We start from the raw sequence: 17,532 nt of genomic DNA on the forward strand, positions 1-17,532 counted from the left end.
TCACCATGGAAACAATAACATTATCGCCTACCGCTGCCGAGATACCACCCACAACCCAACGGGCCATCAAACGCGCCTTAACCCTGCTGGAACAACAACTGCGTGAACCCGGCGCTGCGTTTACCTCAACCACGACCGTCCGTGACTGGCTACGCTTGCAAAAGAGCACGTTGGCGCGTGAAGAGTTCACGGTGCTCTTTCTAGATAACCAGAACCGCCTGATCGCGTACGAAACCCTCTTCAAAGGGACGGTCAATAGTACCGAGGTTCATCCCCGTGAAGTAGTTAAAGCGGCGTTGAGGCATAACTCGGCGGCAGTACTGCTGGCGCACAATCATCCCTCCGGTCACGCTGAACCCAGTCAGGCAGACCGGCAGATCACCGACAGGCTGGTCAACGTTCTGGATCTGGTTGATGTGAGAGTGCTAGATCATCTGGTTGTTGGCGGTCTGGATATCGTGTCATTTGCTGAACGCGGCTGGTTGCCACATTAATGAAACATCATGGGCTAACCTACCTGCATATTGATGCTTTGCCCGGTTTCGCCACATTCAACGGGTGATACCACCGCTCGTCTCCTGACGTAATTCAACGCCATCCACATTGAGAACATCCCCATGAAACCACCCCCCACAGCAGCGGGTGCATTGCCCGTATCTGCTATTTATCAACAACTGCTCGCTTTTCTGCTGGAGCACCACTATGGCCTGAGCCTCAACGATACGCCCTATCACGATGAACAGGCGATTGCACAACAGATAGAACAAGGGATTTCAGTCGGCGACACCGTCAATGCCCTGGTTGAGCAATATGCCCTGGTGCGTATTGGCCGTGCCGGGTTCAGTGCATTGGCGCAAGACACCACGCTGAGTAAGGGTGATATCGCCCGCGCACGCCAGGCTGCGGGTCTGTGGCGTGCGAATTTCCCGCCAACGTTGCTGTACCCAACCGAGTCCCTCAATCCTATTCCATAGAGACCGTTAACATGAATAACCACATTACTACTTCCCCAACATGGGGCCTGCAATGTGATATTACGCCGCGGTTGGGAGCCCGACTGGTTCAGGAGGGAACGCATCTGCATTTTCTGAGCGACAGAGCCCACATTGTCGGCACCTTTTCCCTTGAAGCCACTCAGGCTCTTGATGCAGCGTTTCCCGCGCTGATAACCAAACTGGAATCGCAACTGCTGTCCGGGGTGCTGGATCCACGCCGTCAGCAAGGCATTACGGTTCGGCATGGAGAATTTGTCTGTGAAGCAGATACGCTGGGCAGCCACGGTTACCTCTATATCGCTGTGTATCAGAAACTGGCTTGAACAGCAGACACTGGCACCTGAAATATCCCTCTTCCTCGACGCCAACAACAATCGTTGGCGTTTTGCTTTTATTGAGTTCCTACGATGTCTACTTCACTCAGCACAGTTATCGATGAGCCACAGGTTCTAACCGGCCACACCGATGTGATTTGCTCCACCAGCATTGAACGTATCATCACCGTGCGTAACACCGCGCTGGTGCAGATTGAAGCACTTATCCACCAGCTTGAGGATATTTCAGCAATAACCAACAGCATTGGTGGTGGAATTGCAAAGGACTGGGCCATGCGACAAGATTTCCGCTGCGGCTGCTGGCTAATGGAGAAAACAGAAACGGGCATGAAAGCGATTATCCGCAATCTCGATCGCGGTATATGGCAAGATCTGATGAAGAAATCGGGCATGCTGTCGCTGATGGACGCACAGGCGCGTGACCAGTGGGACAAGAACCTTGAGGGAGATAATATTCCTGCCATCAACGAAGACAACATACTCAGCACCTTTGAGCAACTCCACCAGCAAAAAGACGACGTATTTGAACGCGGGGTTATCAATTTATTCAAAGGGTTATCCTGGCACTATAAAACTAATAGCCCGTGTCGGTTTGGTAAAAAGCTTATCATCAGCAATCTGGTCAGTTGCAACCAATGGGGCTTTACCCTGAACCACGGTTACCGGCGAGACCAGTTGGCGGATTTGGAGCGCATGTTGCACTTGCTGGACGGTAAAGCGATCCCGGACAACCGGAGTGATGTGACAAGCCGGTTGTATGAGCATATTCGTGTTAATTCGCAGATGGCGAAGATTTATGAAGATGATTACTTTTTGATAAAATACTTTATGAAGGGCTCTGCGCATCTGACATTCAGAAAGCCAGCGTTGATTGACAAGATGAATAATATCGTGGCGAAGCGCTATCCGCAGATGTTGCCGGGACGGGTATAGGCCAGCGGTGCATGTTAGGTTGTATTAGCTGTGACATTATCTAACGGTGCCCTCTGGTAGGGCACTATTAAATCTGACCGCCGGATAAGAGCCAGAAGCTGAAGTTGATGACCAAGTTTAAGTGTCATTCTCGGCTTGTATGAGAATTGCACTGATCTGGCGGTCAGTAAAACACGATCGCTTCATCGAAATGCTCTGGAAATCTTAGATTAGGAGAAAATTCTACTTATGCCACCATCGATTTTTGGGGGGATTACCTTACCGCCAAACCGATACAGGAAAAACTCTAACTCGGCGGCCAATTTTTGTTGACCACTACAACGCTCCCTCCCGTACAACCTGCTTTATGGCCTGAAAGAAGCGCCTGATGTATCAGGAGGGCCGCCCTTCGACATGACAAAACCTTTGACACTTACCGTGGATTATACGATGAAGGAACGATAGTATAGTTATTTGTGGTGATACAAGCAGTGAATCTCAATGCTGTAATTGAAGTGAGAAAGAGCGCTTAAGATTAAGTTGAGAAAAAATGAAACTACTTGATAAAAAGTATTACAACCTCGAACCTAACTTTGAGTACCTTAAGGACTCATTTATTTTAGGACTAGCATGGAAAAAAACAGATAGTTTTGTAAGAACTCACAATTGGTATGCAGATCTTTTAGCGCTAGACAAGTGTGCGTTTGATATTAGTGATGAAGTCACTAATTGGTCAAATGAGGTCGCAAATGGCGCTCTGTCCAAAAGTGATATTGAATTGATACCGGCTCCCAAAGGAGCAAGCTGGTTCTTTAATAAAGGGAAGTGGACTACTAATAAAGATGATAGAAAACTAAGGCCTTTGGCTAATATATCTATTAAGGATCAGTCTTTTGCTACAGCAGTAACAATGTGTCTTGCTGATGCGATAGAAACGAGACAGAAAGACTGTTCATTGAGCAATCTTGGCTATGCCGAACATGTAAAGAACAAGGTTGTTAGTTACGGAAATAGGCTTATCTGTGATTGGGACAATGAAAGGGCAAGATTTCGTTGGGGAGGAAGCGAGTATTATAGGAAGTTCTCTGCCGATTATCGTAGCTTTCTACAAAGGCCTATCTATATGGGCAGAGAAACTATAAATAAAGTTAGTGAGATTGATGATGTTTATATTATCAGTTTGGATCTAAAAAATTTTTTCGGTTCTATAAAAATAAATCTCCTGTTAGAAAAGCTTAAAAAAATATCTTCTAACCACTATGGCTCTAAATTCATAAATGATAATGGATTTTGGACTTTGGCAAGTCAGATTTTAAATTGGAATTGGCCTGAAAACTCATTATCTTTACTTGAGAGTTTGGATTTAAAAGAAGAAAATGTTGGACTTCCCCAGGGTTTAGCGTCTGCTGGAGCTCTGGCGAATGCATATCTCATTGAGTTTGATGAATCTTTAATTTCTAAGCTTCGTACTAAGATAGAAGATAGCCAAATTATCCTGCATGATTATTGTCGATATGTCGATGATATTAGGTTGGTGATTTCTGGAGAGGCACTAACAAATGAAAAAATTAAGGAATCTATTCATGGATTAGTTCAGGGTATTCTCGATGAAACATTGGCTCAAGATGAGTCAGATAACGAGCCATACTTAAAAATTAATGATAGAAAAACTTATATTTTTGAGCTTTCAGATATTGATAACGAAAGTGGCCTTACAAATCGAATCAATGAAATTCAGCATGAAGTAGGAGCTTCGAGTATCCCAGAGCGTAACGGACTCGATAATAATATACCGGCACTTCAACAATTATTACTGACCGAACAAGATAATTTTTCAGATGATACTGATGGTTTATTTCCCGGGTTTAACAATGATAAATCGATTAAAGTAGGGTCTTTACGTAGATTTTCTGCCCATAGGCTGGAAACAAGTTTGGCTAAAAAAAGCAAGCTAATTTCACCTGAAGAGAGAAAGCAATTTGATAATGAATCTGCACTGATTGCAAAAAAATTATTAAAAGCCTGGCTAAAAGATCCATCGATTATGGTTGTCTTTCGCAAAGCGATAGCCATAAATCCTAATCTAGATGCTTATAGCACCATTCTTAAAATTCTTTTTTCAAGAATACAATCTAATCGTGACAGACGTGATAAATATATCATGTTATATCTTCTTTCTGATATATTTCGCAGCGTCGTTGATATCTATCGAAACCTACACCAAGAATACGTCGCTGATTATCAAAAATTGATGAGTGAAGTTACATCATTTGCCCAAAAACTACTTTCTTGTAAATCTATTATTCCAAACTATGCATATCAGCAAGCACTACTTTATCTCGCAGTGATCAATAAACCGTTTATAGCTAGTAATAAAGCTTCTCCTGATCTTGCAAGGCTTCAAAGCGTCTTAATTAAACAGCATTTAGAACCGTTGAATAGTAGCGATGGATACCTATTTGAGTTATCTGCTCAGATTAGTAAGGACTACCAAGCAAATGCTGCTTTTCTACTTTCTCATACAAATAAGAACAAAGTAGTAGACTCAATCATCAAAAAATTTGCTTTCCGTGGTGGTGAATTCTGGAATACAATTTGGAAAGAAATTGTTAGGATGCAAGATAAAAATAGGATTAACGAATTTAGATGGGCTATATCAAAATATGAGTCAAAACCAAATGGTTCGGAGCATTATCTTTCATCAGTGATCAGCTTCAAGGAAAACCCATTTAAATACGAACATGCGCTTCTCAAGCTAGGTGTAGCATTAGTTGATCTTTTTGATGATACAGAGAAAAACGCATGGCCACCTGATGGTAAGCAGTATTCCCCACATGAAATAAAAGTAAAATTAGACGATAACTCAACCTCATGGAGTGAATTATGGCATCCAAATGTTAGTATTTCATGCTCGATAGATAAAAAAGGTAAAATAGCTAAAGACCCTCGCTATGAAAGCCCTAAGTGGTTGGTAAATTATCCACACACCCAAAATGAGGAACAAAAACTCTATTGGGTTTGCAGTGTGCTAAGAAGTGCTGCTTTAGGTAATGTAGATTATACCCAGCGAAATGATTTAAAGCTCGATAGAGCAAAGTATGATGGTATCCATTCTCAGTTTTACAAGCGACGTATGGGAATGTTACATACACCAGAGTCAATTGTTGGTTCATATGGAACTATAACTGATTGGTTTGCAAGTTTTCTTCAACATGGATTGCAATGGCCCGGTTTTTCTTCTTCGTACATAAACCAAGAAGATATATTGTCAATTACTAGCCTTGGTGAGTTTAAAAACTGTTTGTCGGAAAGGCTAGACTACTTAAACACGCAGATATGCAATTCATCGAATGTTCCGACCTTACCGACTGTTGTCAATAGGCCTGAATTAGCATCTAATCATTTTAGAATTGTTACGGTTCAGCAATTATTTCCTAAGGATAAGAATTTTCACCCTTCTGATGTGACACTGGATAATCCCGATGTGCGTTGGAAGCATAGAGAGCATCTTGCGGAAATTTGTAAGCTAACGGAGCAGACTTTAAATGCAAAACTTAAAACTGAGTCTAGGGATCATACAAGCACAGCTGATCTGATTGTCTTTTCTGAGTTGGCTGTTCACCCAGAAGATGAAGATATAGTAAGAGCGCTGGCATTTAGAACCAAAGCCATCATTTTTTCCGGCTTTGTCTTCTGTGAACAAGATGGTCGAATAGTTAACAAAGCTCGCTGGATTATTCCAGACTCTTCCGAGTCTGGGACTCAATGGCGTGTTCGTGATCAGGGGAAGTATCATATGACCAGTGATGAAGTGGCTCTTGGCGTTCAAGGATATAGGCCATCCCAACATATTATTTCAATTGAGGGTCACCCCGAAGGACCATTTAAATTAACTGGCGCGATTTGCTACGATGCAACAGATATAAAGCTTGCTGCAGATCTGAGAGATTTGACTGATATGTTTGTCATTGCAGCGTACAATAAAGATATAGACACATTTGATAATATGGCTTCAGCGCTGCAATGGCATATGTATCAACATGTTGTTATTACGAATACGGGAGAATATGGTGGTTCAACTATGCAAGCCCCATACAAAGAGAAACATCATAAACTGATTTCTCATGCTCATGGGACTGGTCAAATAGCAATTAGCACTGCTGATATAGATTTAGCAGCATTTAGGCGAAAGCTAAAAGTATATAAGAAGACCAAAACCCAGCCTGCTGGATTTAATCGAAAACATTAAGAGTTCATATGGATACATTAGTTAAGTTAGCTACGATTGCTTCTCCATTAGTAAGTGCTGGGGTGGCTATTTGGGCGATTTTAGTTGCCAAAACAACCATCAGTGAAAGCAAAGAAATTGCAAAAAAAACCATTGCAGATACGGCCTACCAGGCATATTTGCAATTAGCCATGGAGAACCCACAGTTTTCTAAAGGCTACAGTGCAGATTGTAGACAGGAGCGAGACCCTATGTATGACCAATATGTTTGGTACGTGGCCAGAATGATATTCTGCTTTGAGAAAATCATTGAGGTTGAAGGAAACTTAAAAGATAGCTCTTGGGCAAATACGCTGGAAAAACATTTGAAGTTTCATTCTGAACATTTTAAGAAAACTAAAGTTGTCGAAGAGACGCTCTATATTTCCCCAATTTTGGATCTCATAAGATGTGCGGCTAACTAAGAACCTATTCCAATAGGAGTGTATTCCACACAATAAGCCCATTGGAAAAATGTAATATCCCAAGATAGTTTTTGGGCTTGTTCTCCTAGTGGGCGGTAAGTGTCAAGATAGTTGTCACCCTCGGTGGGACTGTAAACCATTTTGTGGGGCGGGTTTTACATTGCGCGATAAATTTGGTATCGCAGCTTTAACTTCCGTTCCTCGCTCATAGCAGACCGGACAGCAATTCAGCCTGGTTGCTTAGTGCCGACAACGGACGTTTTTGGCTTACTATATACTATGCAATAGAGAGCAGTTTTAGATGTTAAATACTAACACTCAGCTGAGGAGTCTATGATTATGAAGTTTACTTTTCCTAATTCCTTCATCACAGGGTTTATTAAAACACCCGACCAATATCCATCATCCACCCCGGAAGGGGCCATACTTCGTGCTGCGTATACTCAAGGCATTAAGCTTCGTAAAGTAACTGGCGGGTGGGTAGAGTATGATGACAATTCTCAAAAATGGGTTGTGTATAAAGTTTGTGCATCTTGGTAGATCCTGTTGAGGATTGTACATGGATCATTTATCAGACTTGCCAGCCCCTAAACGCACACTGTTAATGACCTGCTCTCCATGACTCAAGACACCTCGATGTAAGTATGCATTCCGAACTTCCGCTTCACGCCCTGAGACATTCGACAAGCTTTTTATGGCTTCAGTAAGGGCGAGTGTCGCGCTTCGAGAGCCAGCAAATATTTCGCTTCGTCGTAGCGGGTTCTGGTCTTCCAGCAGCGGTAAATGATCCTTATCCATTTAAACGCCAGAGCCCGGATTGCAGATTGGTGAGATTTTCCTTTTTCTCGCAGTCCCTGATAATAAAGTCTGGCCCAGTATGATGAGTTAACCGTCTTGGCAGCCCATTCAACAAAGGTCTGCCTGACGAACTTGGCACACTGCCATCGCCAGTGAACCCAGGATTTCTGGCCACTTCGTTCTGTCACCGGTGCAATACCTGCGTAGTTTTGAATTTCTTCAGCGCTGTTAAACCGGTCACGGTTATCACCAAGTGCAGCAAGCATCCGTGGGCCCATACACGGCCCCATGCCCGGAAGTGATTTGAACAGCCCCGCATCTGGCAATGTGTCAAACAGCGTTTCGATTCGTTCGTCATAGGTTTTGATGATTTCACTCACGACTTTAATTTGTGTCGCCAGTGCTGTTGCCATCAAAGCATTAGCCTCTATAACACTCGGGTCTGTAGTCAATGGGATCGCGTTATCAATACTCGCAACACGTTGCTCGGTAAGGGCCATTGCGCGGCCACCTTTGGCATTCAGAAAGTTGCGGATCGTGTCGCGCCTGGCTCGTTTCAGTTGTTGCAGACTGGGCCACCGGATAATCAGCTCACACAACAGTAAGCTACCCCTATGTGAGAACCACTCCAGTGGCTGAGGATAATACTGTTTAAGCGTGTTGATTATCCGGTTCACAAAGCGTCGTTTATCTTCAACCAACTGACGACGTTGCTCAACCAGTTGCTGAAGTAAGCGAATATCCGCATTGTCGGGTTCAATAGCTTTTATCTTCTGGGGGTAACGCAGCATTAACTCTAATGCCAGCTCGGCATCCTGCGGATCATCTTTAGCGCCGCTGGGCGAGAAGGCTTGTCGGTAACGAGCCAGGGACAAAGCGTGGACGGGGAAAACGGTGATAAAGGGATATTTTTGAAGAGCATATACTACAGGGCCCTTCTTCAGTTCGAGAGCAATTGCGATTCTACCTTTTACTTTCTGGTGTAACTCAGTAAGCCAGGCATCAAGCGCTTCTGCTGTATGTTCAATCACATCGAATACGCGTTCACCGTTTTTAAACTGAACACAGACATCGTGTTTTTTATCAGCCCAGTCCAGACCAACGTGCGCAGCAAATTGATTAGTCACAGTCATCACCAACTCCTTTTTATCGGGGATTGGTATGCATTCCACGCTCTTCGAAAGAAATATAGCCAGCAGTTTATCTGCATGCCCTGAGTATTCGTTAGCGAACGTGGAGCACCTACTGGCTCGAAAGAAAAGCGGCGATCATCACGTGATTCTCGCTCAATATTCGTAACCAGTAAGCGCATACCCTGAATCACTTCAAAGTGTAATTCTCAGGGACCGAATGACTATATCTCGCTCTTAGCGGACTATAGTCAAGGTTGTTGGCAATTGGGGGGCAATGATAAAAGCTTTTTGGCCTGCCTAAACCTTGCTTTGATAGCCATATTGATGTTGTACTGATATGGCTCTGTACCCACTTGCGGTGTCTGATTTTTGTACGGATTTTTGTTTGTGGGTACAAGTGCGGGTACAAGCTCTTAGTGTTAAAAATAAATAATATTGATATCAGTAGGTTGTATTATATTGGCGAGTCCGGCCTTCGCATCTGTCATCCATGGAAATCTAGCAGCAACTATTAACGTATCTGCTCGAACACTGCTACGGCCTGAGGCTGAACGACACCCCATTTTATGATGAATTGGTTATAGAGTAAGGTATTGATAACAGTTAATTTTTATCCATCCCTGTGATGTGTTGGCCTAATTATCCTATTTTGGGATTATTAGGGTGGTGACAGATATTCAATTCCAACGTTCTAAAAGGAATTGGACAGATGGTTTCTATTTATTCAGATGAATATCAATCGGTTATCAAAGCGTTACGCAAGCAGCGTATTGCTAAAGGTATCACTCAAGAGAGTCTCGCCACCGCGCTTGGTCGCCCCCAATCCTTTGTTGCGAAAGTAGAAAATGGCGAAAGGCGCTTGGATGTCGTCGAATTTGTGCATATAGCGAGGTTATTGGGGCTTAAGGTCGAGGATGTGTTAGGAAATCTCGAGTAAATCAATTTACAACCATACCCATTTCCCTTTGCACCTGGCATAGTTAACGCATTCAATAAAATAGTTCATTAATTTTGGATGTTAGTGCCATGGCTGTAAACCACTGGACGCGGGATCAACTGTTAGTTGCATTTACACTATATAGCCAAATTCCCTTCGGCAAATTACATTCCCGAAATCCCGATATTATCCATTACGCTGCATTGATTGGCCGGACACCTTCGGCTTTAGCCATGAAATTGGTTAATTTCGCCAGTCTGGACCCTTTTATTCTCGACTCGGGGCGCAAGGGATTAAGCGGGGCCTCAAATGCTGATCGCGCCTTATGGCTGGAAATGAATGAAAATGCTGGGGTCTTTGAGCAGCAATGCCAGCAGGCAATGAGTCAACTTGAAAAACCTGTCACCCAATTATTTGATAGCGGTGTTAAAGATTTTAGTGGGAAAGAAAAAACCACCATTATTAAAGCTCGGGTCGGTCAGCAACTGTTCCGTAAAAATGTTTTGCAGGTCTATCAAAATCGCTGCTGTATTACCGAGCTGGAAGAGCCGGCGTTATTAGTTGCCAGCCATATTCGCCCTTGGAGTCATGGTACAGAGCATCGTCTTAACCCCAGTAATGGCTTATGTCTTTCCAGCTTGCATGACCGAGCTTTTGATCAGGGATTAATTACCTTTAACGAACATTTTGAAATGGTGCTCTCCACACAAATCAAAAAGCTTAAAAGTAGTATTAGTGAAGACAATTTTGCTAAATATGAAGGGCGGAAACTGCGGCTACCTGTTCAATTTTTCCCTGATGAGGGGCAGATGGCTTATCATCGCCAGAATATTTTCTTAGATTAAATATTTAAATAAAGAACGCAGCCCCAAGCTGCGTATTGTCACTATTTCAACAAGAATGACTGACCCTGTTTTAGCACCAGATCGCAGGCTTTAGTTTTGATTTTTTCGGTTATTTGTTCGCTGCCTAGGTCATTTAGGTTCAGGCTTTTACCTTCGCCGGTTTTCAGTAAACCACCTAAACCCTCTTGGTAATCTTGGCTCTTGGCATTTTCGGTGCTGGTGATCCCCAATTTACTCATCAATTGGTCTTTAACTGCGGTGGTGCCATTGGCTGACAGCACATTATTTTGGACGCAATATTGCAAGATACCCGCAGCATTGGTCATGGTGCTAGCACTCAAACCTTTATCGCCCCCATTGAGTAAGCCAGTCAGCGACGACAATGAAGATGAGCTATCGCCTGATTTACTGTACTGGTCTGCGGCACTTTTAACTGAATCCAATAAGCTGTTCGCGCTCGCCGCACCCGTCAGTAGTGTGGTGGAGCAAGCCAGGGCCAAGATCAAGCGATGAGTGGTGTGCATAGAAACTCCTGTTTTATGGTGTGGATCACAGCAGATGAGGCGCGATATGGCCAGAAAGGCTGCCAATCATTATCTTCAGCGCTAAGAATACCGCACTGTATACATTTTACTGATAGGTGTTGTCTGATATCGCGCCTATCAATTTATCTTGCGGCTCTCATTGGAGTGACGACTCTCTGCTTCATCCGGCTGGGTGATTAAAAAAACAGAGCGCAGATAATGTGCCTGAATCCTGGGGCTGAGGGAATATTGCGAGCGAGGAATTGGGGAAACAGAATGGGCAGCGATAGTGTATCGGCTGCCCATGTCGGCTAAGGCATCAGGCCGATAAAGACGGTTTTTTTGCGTGGGCCGGTCATCAACCCCTCCAGTTGCTCGACACACGCGAGGTAATGGGGGGTCTTTTTATGGGCTGCTACCGCCTCTTCGTCAATGTAGGCTTCATAGATGTAAAAGCGGGTCGGCAGGGTCTCATCCCTCAACACATCAAAACGTAAATTGCCCGCCTCACGGATAGAACCGAGGTGATTGGCGCGAAAAACCTCAATAAATTGGTCAACTTTGTCATCTTTCACATTAATTTCGACGAGAGTAACGTGCATACTTTCCTCCTTGTCACCGCTCAACCTTTTTCGTGTAGGAACAGCTGATAAGCCGCTTCTGCACTCTCATTGTTATGCACCACGGCATGAACCGCTTTTAGCATGGCAATTGGTGCTTCGGACTGGAAGATATTGCGGCCCATGTCCACGCCAGATGCGCCCTGATCAATAGCTTGATAGCACATCTCCAGCGCCTCATGTTCCGGCAGTTTTTTCCCACCAGCAATCACGATAGGCACCGGGCAACCGGCGGCAATGCGTTCAAAACCACTGTCGACATAGTAGGTTTTGATCACCTGCGCGCCCATTTCGGCGGCGATCCGTGTCGCCAGCGAGAAGTAGCGCTGATCGCGAACCATATCTTTGCCGACCCCCGTCACCGCCATGGTTGGCATGCCGTAGCGCATCCCTTGGTCGACCAATTGAATGATATTTTTAATCGATTGATGCTCATGTTCGGTGCCGATATAAACCTGCGCGGCCACGGCACAGGCGTTGAGCCGCAAAGCATCTTCCATCGCGACGGCCACGGCCTCGTTGGATAGATCCGTCAGGATTGAGTTGGCACCGGACGCGCGCAGCACCACCGGGCGATTGGCGGCAGCGGGAACCACACTGCGCAGAATGCCACGGGTGCACATTAAGACATCGGCGTACTCAAATAGGGGGGCAATATTGATATCAATGCGCTCCAGACCGGTGGTCGGCCCCTGAAAATAGCCGTGGTCAAATGCCAGCATCACTGTGCGATTGGTTTTTGGATTGAAAATCCGCGCCAGACGCGACTGCATCCCCCAATCCAGTGAGCCGGAACCTTTCAGCGTAAACGCAGGATTGTGCTGCGGGACGCCAATACCGAAATCTTTACCATCTTTGATATCGTCTAAATCAGCCATCTGTCATCACTCCAATTACTATGGGTATTAGCCCGCCGCAGGGGCGGGCCGCTGAGACTAGAAATCGTATTTGTCGATGTTCTCTTTGGTGAAAATGACCCGCTGTGGCAGCAACACGATGCCGCTGCCTTTCGCTTCATGGTCATAGCCCTGCACACTGTTTGGTGCCACTTCAACCACGCCAATATTGGGGATATCCAGCTTATCGCCGACGTTCAAATCGCCTTTTTTCAGCATTTCATTGGCGACATAAACCGAGATTTTGCCTTGGTTAACCACATCCCACAGGCCAAACTCCTTCACCGTGCCGCGTTCAACATAGGGGCGCATCACATTTGGGGTACTGAAACCGACAATCGCCACATTGTCGCGTTTTAGGTTTTCTGCGGCTTGTGCCGCTGCGGGCAGGGCGTTGGCATCCGGCGCGATAATTGCATCCAGATCGCCATAGGCTTTCAAGATGCCCTCGGCGGTTTGCAGCGATTTAGTAGCATCGTTATAGCCAAACTGAGTGGTGACTATCTCCCAGCCGGGATGCTCCTGCTGGATTTTTTTCTTCGCTTCATTGACCCACTGGTTCTGGTCGGTCACCGTCGGGCTGGAGTAGAAGAATGCCACTTTGGCTCTCTCTTTTTTCACCTGATTTGCCGCCATATCGACCAGCATCGAACCCAGTTGATTCGGGGTGCCCTGGTTGATATAAACCGAGCGGCACTCTGGTTTGGTGTCAGAGTCCCAGGTGAGGATTTTGACCCCCCGCTGCATGGCGCGTTTTAACGCCGGGCATAGCCCATCTGGCGAGACGGCGGAAACCACAATGGCGTTATAGCCCTGATTGACGAAGTTATTGATCAGTTGAACCTGACCGGAAACACTCGGCTCTGTCGGGCCATCGTAGGTGACATCCACGCCCAACTCTTTGCCGGCATCGACGGCCCCTTTACCGCCACTGGTGAAGAAGCCGACCCCGACCAATTTCGGGATAAATGCGATGCGCTCCGCAGCTTGTGCAGCGCTTATAGAGCTGACGGTGATACAGGCAAATCCGAGGGCACAAACCAGTGCCAGTTTTTTTAATCTTAGTGTTTTCATTGTTATCTCCGCATCCAGGTCTTGAGGTACTGAGGTGTTGGCATTTCGCTATAAAAGAAAAACAGGCATTAACTCAGGGTGTTTCTACTGCGACGGCGTTGTAACCACTCTTGAATCAAATGTCGGTGCAGGCTGATGGAGCGCCCGACCACCACTAAAATCAGCAGCGCGCCGGATAGCGCACTGGATATCTGGTTGGGGGTGCCGATCATTTGCAGCCCCTGCTGTAAATATCCCACCAGCAATACCGCCAGTGCTGTGCCGAGAATCGAACCGGAACCGCCGTAGATATTGGCCCCGCCCAACACCACCGCAGTGATGGCGGGCATCAGGAATGATGCCCCCAAATCAGAGCGCGCAGAGCCGAAGTAGGAGACCAGCAAAACGGCGGCAATGGCGGAGGCCATGCCAGTCAGGGCATAGAGCAGGCATAAGGTGCGGGCGACGGGCAGGGCGCTGTAGCGGGCGACGCGACTGTTTTGCCCAATCAGAAAAACATTACGGCCACTGTGGGTGCGGTGCATCAACAGCCAGAACAGCAGCACGCACAGCATAAAGATCACCAGCGGGATGGGCAGGCCGAACAGGGTTTGGTTGGCAAAATCCGTAAAGGCCGTTGGGAAGCCGCCAATACCCTCGTAGCCGGTGGCACCGGAGATCCCGGACAGTAGCAGGGCGCTGCCGCCGAACAGATACATGGTGCCAAGGGTGATAACCAGCGGATTGACGCCGGTGTAGAGGATCAATCCGGCATTAATCAAGCCGCATAATGCGCCGACGATCAGGGTCAGTGGGATCGCCACACTCATTGGCACGCCCGCTTGAAACATCACACCAAGGAATATGGCGCACAATCCGATAGTGGAGCCAAATGAGATATCGATGCCGCCACTGACGATCACCATGGTCAACGGCAGGGCGACGATGCCGATGCAGATAAAATCACTGGTGCTGAACAGCAGCACATTGATATCCAACATGCGCGAATTCGAGAGGCCAAACAGCAGGATCTCCAGCACCAACAAAGCGGCCAGCGCCAGCTCCCATCCGTAACGTCGATAAAGATTCATCGTGCTACTCCTTTCCTGTTGAATGATTTGCCATTCGCCGTCTTGCTGCTGGCCGCTTTTGCTGGGCTGGAGGCGACTTTTTTATCAGTGAGTGGTGGTCGGGCAGTGAAACGGGCATATTTCTGCTGGCGGATATTGCGTTCAACGGCGCAGCGCAGGCGGCCATCGAACACCAGCACCCCCAGCAGCACCAAACCGGCAATAAAATCATTCCACCACGCGGGTAGGCGCAGCAGCACGAGCACACTATCGATTTGGGTCAACAGATAAGCCCCGAGAATGGCACCAATGATAGTACCGGTGCCGCCGAGCAGGCTGATCCCGCCGAGTACGCAGGCCGCAATGGCTTTCATCTCCAGCCCGCTGCCGGTCTGGTTGGGGATAAAACCAATTTGTGAGGCAAAAACGATCCCCGCCAGTGCCGCCATCACGCCATTCATTGAGAAGGCAAAAATGCGAATGCTGTCGGTGCGGACACCCAGTTGGCGCGCGCCCTGCAAGTTATCGCCAGTGGCGTAGAAGCTGCGACCAAAGGCGGTTTTGCCCAGCAACCCAGCCATGGTGAGGATCAGCAACATAATCAGCCAGCCAATGGGCGAGACTGAAAACAGTATTGGCGTTGATAAACTTTTCAGATCCGCCGGTAATCCTTCGATCCATTTGCCCCCTGTCAGCAATAGCATCAGGCCGCGATATAACCCCAGTGTCCCCAGTGTGGCGACAATCGCCGGAATGCGTAGCCAGGTGACCAGAATGCCGTTGAAGCAGCCCGCCACCATGCCGACCAGTAGGGCGAACAGGCAGGAGAGCGCCAGCCCGAATCCGGCATTGAGTGCCATGCCAACTGTCACCGCACATAGCCCAGTAATGGAGCCGACGGAGACATCAATATTGCGGGTCAACATCACCAGTGTTGCGCCGATCGCCAGTAGGATCAGGATCTGCGCACTGCTGAAGATCATGGTGAAGGTTTGCATACTGAAGTAATTGCTGTCGATCACGCCGAGCAGGACAAACAGGGCCAAGATCGCCAGCAGCGCGGTGCCTTCACGATTATTCTGAATAAATTTCAACATGATGCGCCCTCATTTTGGGTCGATGGATGGGCGCTGGCATGAGGTTCACCTAAGGCCGTTTGTTCACCAAAAGCCAGATGCATAATGGTATCGACATTCATTGCCTGACCATTGAGTTCGCCACTGACTTCCCCCTGATGCATGACCAAAACGCGATCCACCATCTGCACCACCTCCTCCAGATCAGAGGAGATAAAAATGATCGCCACATGTTGCGCCGCAATACTGCGGATCAATTGATAGATATCACTGCGGGCGGCGACATCAACGCCACGGGTCGGCTCATCAATAATCAGTAGCAATGGGTTGGCCTCCAGACATTTGGCAATCAGCAGTTTTTGCTGGTTACCGCCGGACAGAGTGCGCACCGGCTGTTCCAGATGACTGAATTTAATATTCAGTGCACGGCGATAGCGCTCCAAAATAGCCGCCTCCTGCGCCGGATGAGTCCACACTCCTTGGCTGCCTTGGGTCAGCGAGCAGACATTCCAGCTGAGTGGCGCATCCAGATAGAGGCCGGAGGCCTGGCGGTCTTCCGGCAGATAGACCAGACCTGCCGCTAAGCGGTTGACGGTTTTCATTGTGGTGATATCGATATCCTCCAGCCGGACAGTGCCGCCGCTGGCAGGGCGCAAGCCATACAGGGTTTCGGCCAGCTCGGTTCTGCCTGCGCCAACCACCCCCGCCAGCCCAAGAATTTCACCGGCATGGACCTCAAAAGAGAGGTGGGCAAAACCTTCGCCGCTCAGGTCGGTCACCTGAATCACCGGTTGATTAGATTGCGCGCGGGCTTGAGAGCGGCGGTTACCGGGCAGCTCCAGCCAGAGCTTCTGGGTTGCGGATAATTCGCTATTTTTGGCTTGCGGTGTAATCGCCTGAATAATGGTGTCGGTTGAGAAATCCTCGGTGGCGCCACTCAGGGCAATGCCGCCATCGCGCATCACACTGACCCAATCCGCGAGTTGACGAATTTCCGGCAGTTTATGGGAGATAAACACCACCCCGACGCCTTGCTGCAATAACATTTTGATTTGGCTAAATAAACGGTGGGTTTCTGCGGGTGTTAGTGAGGCGGTTGGCTCATCAAGAATCAAAATTAGTGAGTCACGCATCAAGCCGCGCATGATCTCAACTAACTGCTGATCGGCCACATCCAGCGAACCGGCACGAACCGACAGATCTAAATGGCAACCCAAATCTTTGAGTAGCCGCGCCATCTTCTTTTTGTCGGCCTGATGCTTAGGCAAGCGGAACAGAATGTTTTCCTGTACTGACAGATTGGCAAACAGCATCGGTTCCTGCGGCACCAGATAAATACCCAATTGATGGGCTTTAGCGGGGGTAAGATTCAAGCAGGGCTGCCCATTGATCTCAATGGTGCCGCTATCGGGCGGAAGCACCCCGGCGATGATCTTCATCAGGGTCGATTTACCCGCGCCATTCCCCCCCAGCAGAGCATGAACCTGACCCGGTTGCAGGGTAAAGTCGATACTTTTCAATACCACGACGCCGGAAAACTGCTTGCTGATACCACGTACCTGGAGCAGGGGTGGCGAGGGGGTGACGGTGTGCGGCATCAGTAGCTCCCGATGTGAACAAAAATAATTTAAAATTAAAAGTGTTCA

Annotated in this window: 17 protein-coding genes and 1 pseudogene; 10 read left to right on the forward strand and 8 right to left on the reverse strand. The window is 47.4% G+C overall.

Annotated features, from left to right (window positions below):
• Positions 1-5 precede the first annotated feature (5 nt).
• From radC to HRK25_RS08980, 7 genes are all read left to right on the forward strand, one after another.
• Complete coding sequence (gene radC / locus HRK25_RS08950; protein ID WP_005276436.1) at positions 6-494, forward strand: RadC family protein; 489 nt, start codon at positions 6-8, stop codon at positions 492-494.
• Between the two features lie 123 nt (positions 495-617).
• The gene (locus HRK25_RS08955) at positions 618-974 is read left to right on the forward strand and encodes a TA system toxin CbtA family protein (RefSeq protein WP_005276434.1); all 357 of its coding nucleotides are present in this window, start codon (positions 618-620) and stop codon (positions 972-974) included.
• 11 nt (positions 975-985) lie between these two features.
• Complete coding sequence (locus HRK25_RS08960) at positions 986-1,318, forward strand: type IV toxin-antitoxin system YeeU family antitoxin (protein ID WP_032898298.1); 333 nt, start codon at positions 986-988, stop codon at positions 1,316-1,318.
• Positions 1,319-1,402: 84 nt separating this feature from the next.
• Positions 1,403-2,263: a DUF4942 domain-containing protein gene (locus HRK25_RS08965; protein WP_005276431.1), complete on the forward strand. Its 861-nt coding sequence runs from the start codon at positions 1,403-1,405 to the stop codon at positions 2,261-2,263.
• Positions 2,264-2,792: 529 nt separating this feature from the next.
• Positions 2,793-6,491, forward strand: coding sequence for an RNA-directed DNA polymerase (locus tag HRK25_RS08970; protein ID WP_005276428.1), 3,699 nt, complete (start codon positions 2,793-2,795; stop codon positions 6,489-6,491).
• An 8-nt stretch (positions 6,492-6,499) separates the two neighbouring features.
• A complete protein-coding gene (gene drt1b, locus HRK25_RS08975; RefSeq protein WP_005276426.1) occupies positions 6,500-6,934 on the forward strand; it encodes an antiviral protein Drt1b in 435 nt (144 codons plus the stop codon).
• 339 nt (positions 6,935-7,273) lie between these two features.
• Positions 7,274-7,474 carry a hypothetical protein gene (locus tag HRK25_RS08980; RefSeq protein ID WP_032898297.1) on the forward strand — a complete coding sequence of 67 codons (201 nt, stop codon included), beginning with the start codon at positions 7,274-7,276 and terminating at the stop codon, positions 7,472-7,474.
• Between the two features lie 152 nt (positions 7,475-7,626).
• On the opposite strand, the gene HRK25_RS08985 is transcribed toward HRK25_RS08980, so the two are convergent.
• Complete coding sequence (locus tag HRK25_RS08985; RefSeq protein WP_032899238.1) at positions 7,627-8,865, reverse strand: IS110-like element ISEsa2 family transposase; 1,239 nt, start codon at positions 8,863-8,865, stop codon at positions 7,627-7,629.
• A gap of 502 nt (positions 8,866-9,367) precedes the next feature.
• Here HRK25_RS08985 and HRK25_RS08990 point away from each other — a divergent pair.
• The 3 genes and pseudogenes from HRK25_RS08990 to HRK25_RS09000 form a co-directional block, all read left to right on the forward strand.
• Positions 9,368-9,451, forward strand: a pseudogene (locus HRK25_RS08990) (TA system toxin CbtA family protein); the annotation flags it as partial.
• A gap of 123 nt (positions 9,452-9,574) precedes the next feature.
• Positions 9,575-9,802: a helix-turn-helix domain-containing protein gene (locus HRK25_RS08995; RefSeq protein WP_005270906.1), complete on the forward strand. Its 228-nt coding sequence runs from the start codon at positions 9,575-9,577 to the stop codon at positions 9,800-9,802.
• An 89-nt stretch (positions 9,803-9,891) separates the two neighbouring features.
• Positions 9,892-10,647, forward strand: coding sequence for an HNH endonuclease (locus HRK25_RS09000; RefSeq protein ID WP_049599919.1), 756 nt, complete (start codon positions 9,892-9,894; stop codon positions 10,645-10,647).
• A 41-nt stretch (positions 10,648-10,688) separates the two neighbouring features.
• On the opposite strand, the gene HRK25_RS09005 is transcribed toward HRK25_RS09000, so the two are convergent.
• From HRK25_RS09005 to lsrA, 7 genes are all read right to left on the reverse strand, one after another.
• Positions 10,689-11,171, reverse strand: a complete 483-nt coding sequence (locus HRK25_RS09005) for a YjjA family protein (protein ID WP_005270901.1) — start codon at positions 11,169-11,171, stop codon at positions 10,689-10,691.
• A gap of 311 nt (positions 11,172-11,482) precedes the next feature.
• The gene (gene lsrG, locus HRK25_RS09010; protein WP_032896416.1) at positions 11,483-11,773 is read right to left on the reverse strand and encodes a (4S)-4-hydroxy-5-phosphonooxypentane-2,3-dione isomerase; all 291 of its coding nucleotides are present in this window, start codon (positions 11,771-11,773) and stop codon (positions 11,483-11,485) included.
• Positions 11,774-11,793: 20 nt separating this feature from the next.
• Complete coding sequence (gene lsrF, locus HRK25_RS09015; RefSeq protein ID WP_005270881.1) at positions 11,794-12,669, reverse strand: 3-hydroxy-5-phosphonooxypentane-2,4-dione thiolase; 876 nt, start codon at positions 12,667-12,669, stop codon at positions 11,794-11,796.
• Between the two features lie 57 nt (positions 12,670-12,726).
• Positions 12,727-13,761 carry an autoinducer 2 ABC transporter substrate-binding protein LsrB gene (gene lsrB / locus HRK25_RS09020; RefSeq protein ID WP_005270878.1) on the reverse strand — a complete coding sequence of 345 codons (1,035 nt, stop codon included), beginning with the start codon at positions 13,759-13,761 and terminating at the stop codon, positions 12,727-12,729.
• A gap of 68 nt (positions 13,762-13,829) precedes the next feature.
• Positions 13,830-14,831 (reverse strand): autoinducer 2 ABC transporter permease LsrD, encoded by a 1,002-nt coding sequence (gene lsrD / locus HRK25_RS09025; RefSeq protein WP_032896414.1) that lies wholly within the window; start codon positions 14,829-14,831, stop codon positions 13,830-13,832.
• The gene (gene lsrC / locus HRK25_RS09030; RefSeq protein ID WP_032896412.1) at positions 14,828-15,907 is read right to left on the reverse strand and encodes an autoinducer 2 ABC transporter permease LsrC; all 1,080 of its coding nucleotides are present in this window, start codon (positions 15,905-15,907) and stop codon (positions 14,828-14,830) included. The genes lsrD and lsrC overlap by 4 nt, the downstream gene beginning before the upstream one ends.
• Entirely contained in the window at positions 15,901-17,484 is a 1,584-nt protein-coding gene (gene lsrA / locus HRK25_RS09035; RefSeq protein WP_005270869.1) for an autoinducer 2 ABC transporter ATP-binding protein LsrA, read from the reverse strand. Before lsrA ends, lsrC begins: the two co-directional genes overlap by 7 nt.
• Positions 17,485-17,532 lie beyond the last annotated feature (48 nt).

Source organism: Yersinia bercovieri ATCC 43970, assembly GCF_013282745.1.
GTDB lineage: Bacteria > Pseudomonadota > Gammaproteobacteria > Enterobacterales > Enterobacteriaceae > Yersinia > Yersinia bercovieri.

Excerpts from the sequence above, each read along its gene's own strand:
- drt1b (WP_005276426.1), top strand. The coding sequence starts at position 6,500 with ATGGATACATTAGTTAAGTTAGCTACGATTGCTTCTCCATTAGTAAGT.
- HRK25_RS08955 (WP_005276434.1), top strand. The coding sequence starts at position 618 with ATGAAACCACCCCCCACAGCAGCGGGTGCATTGCCCGTATCTGCTATT.
- HRK25_RS09000 (WP_049599919.1), top strand. The coding sequence starts at position 9,892 with ATGGCTGTAAACCACTGGACGCGGGATCAACTGTTAGTTGCATTTACA.
- lsrD (WP_032896414.1), bottom strand. The coding sequence starts at position 14,831 with ATGAATCTTTATCGACGTTACGGATGGGAGCTGGCGCTGGCCGCTTTG.
- lsrB (WP_005270878.1), bottom strand. The coding sequence starts at position 13,761 with ATGAAAACACTAAGATTAAAAAAACTGGCACTGGTTTGTGCCCTCGGA.
- lsrG (WP_032896416.1), bottom strand. The coding sequence starts at position 11,773 with ATGCACGTTACTCTCGTCGAAATTAATGTGAAAGATGACAAAGTTGAC.
- HRK25_RS08960 (WP_032898298.1), top strand. The coding sequence starts at position 986 with ATGAATAACCACATTACTACTTCCCCAACATGGGGCCTGCAATGTGAT.
- HRK25_RS08965 (WP_005276431.1), top strand. The coding sequence starts at position 1,403 with ATGTCTACTTCACTCAGCACAGTTATCGATGAGCCACAGGTTCTAACC.
- HRK25_RS08980 (WP_032898297.1), top strand. The coding sequence starts at position 7,274 with ATGAAGTTTACTTTTCCTAATTCCTTCATCACAGGGTTTATTAAAACA.
- HRK25_RS08995 (WP_005270906.1), top strand. The coding sequence starts at position 9,575 with ATGGTTTCTATTTATTCAGATGAATATCAATCGGTTATCAAAGCGTTA.
- lsrA (WP_005270869.1), bottom strand. The coding sequence starts at position 17,484 with ATGCCGCACACCGTCACCCCCTCGCCACCCCTGCTCCAGGTACGTGGT.
- lsrC (WP_032896412.1), bottom strand. The coding sequence starts at position 15,907 with ATGTTGAAATTTATTCAGAATAATCGTGAAGGCACCGCGCTGCTGGCG.
- radC (WP_005276436.1), top strand. The coding sequence starts at position 6 with ATGGAAACAATAACATTATCGCCTACCGCTGCCGAGATACCACCCACA.
- HRK25_RS08985 (WP_032899238.1), bottom strand. The coding sequence starts at position 8,865 with ATGACTGTGACTAATCAATTTGCTGCGCACGTTGGTCTGGACTGGGCT.
- HRK25_RS08970 (WP_005276428.1), top strand. The coding sequence starts at position 2,793 with ATGAAACTACTTGATAAAAAGTATTACAACCTCGAACCTAACTTTGAG.
- lsrF (WP_005270881.1), bottom strand. The coding sequence starts at position 12,669 with ATGGCTGATTTAGACGATATCAAAGATGGTAAAGATTTCGGTATTGGC.
- HRK25_RS09005 (WP_005270901.1), bottom strand. The coding sequence starts at position 11,171 with ATGCACACCACTCATCGCTTGATCTTGGCCCTGGCTTGCTCCACCACA.